The 1,067-nt window shown below is 70.0% G+C and carries 1 protein-coding gene; it reads right to left on the bottom strand.

The window, feature by feature from the left end; all coding sequences use genetic code 11:
- The coding region (locus GA0115254_RS02195; RefSeq protein ID WP_107451291.1) for an IS30 family transposase at positions 1–823 on the bottom strand (823 nt) is incomplete at its 3' end.
- Positions 824–1,067 lie beyond the last annotated feature (244 nt).

The raw sequence follows: 1,067 nt of genomic DNA, 5'->3' as shown, positions 1-1,067 counted from the left end.
CGAGCAGGACGTAGCGGGTGGAGCGCTCGACCAGGGTCACGATCGCGCTCTCACTGCGGGGACCGACGATCAGGTCGCCTTCCCAGTGGCCGGGAACCGCCCGGTCGGCGACCTCGGCGGGACGCTCGGAGATCATCACCATCTCGTCGACGAACCGGCGGGTGCGCTGGTCCGGGCTGCGGTGCGGCTTGCGACGGGTGCGCCCGGTGCGCAGCGCGGCCGCGACTTCGCGGCGCAGTCCGCCACGGGCCTGGACGTAGATTGCCTGGTAGATCGTTTCCGGACTCACGCGCATGCTCTCGTCGTCGGGGAACTCGATGACCAGAGCGTGACAGATCTGCTCGGGCGACCACCGTTCCCGCAGCCTGTCCGCGACGAACCGGCGGAGCGGGCCGTCCTGGGCGAGCTTGGAGTCCTTGGGGCGTGACCGGCTCCTCGCCCATGCTCGCTGGGCCCGGTGCGGCCGGTAGACGCCATCGACCGACCGGGCGTCGACCTCCCGCTTGATCGTGGAGGCCGGTCGGCCCAGTGCCCGTCCGATCGCGCGCAGCGACCGGCCTTCACGGTGCAGATCGGCGATCAGCTCTCGCTCGGTCACCGTGAGGAACCTGGGGTGTAGCTCGGCCTCGACCGTTGCGAGGGATGACTCCGAAGCGGTGGCGACGATGGTGGTCACACCGGTCTTGTAGTCGATGCGGCGCCCGTCGGGGTGCAGGCGCGAGTGGCCGATCTGCCGGATACCGCGGTCCCAGTCCTCAGCGGTGCGCTCATGGACGCCGGCCTGCGCGGCGGCCTCACGGCGCCGGACTCCCGCCGCACGCAGCCGCTCGTACTCCGCCCGACCGGGGTGGCCGGGCCTGCGAGGCTTGCCGCGACCGCGGATTCCGGCCTGACGAGCCCATCCGAACGCCGTGTTGCGGTTCACTCCGACTGCACGAGCCGCAGCAGTGATGCTGCCGTTCTCCTTGTCCAGTGCCTCGAAGAACCTCGCCTTCAGCACCTCGAAATCCACGATCCCCGCAACTCCCTGAACTCCAGGGTGTTGCGGGGATCAATAGAACCCGCCT

Source organism: Streptomyces sp. Ncost-T10-10d, assembly GCF_900091955.1.
Lineage (GTDB): Bacteria > Actinomycetota > Actinomycetes > Streptomycetales > Streptomycetaceae > Streptomyces.
This window is presented reverse-complemented; position numbering and strand designations above follow the sequence as displayed.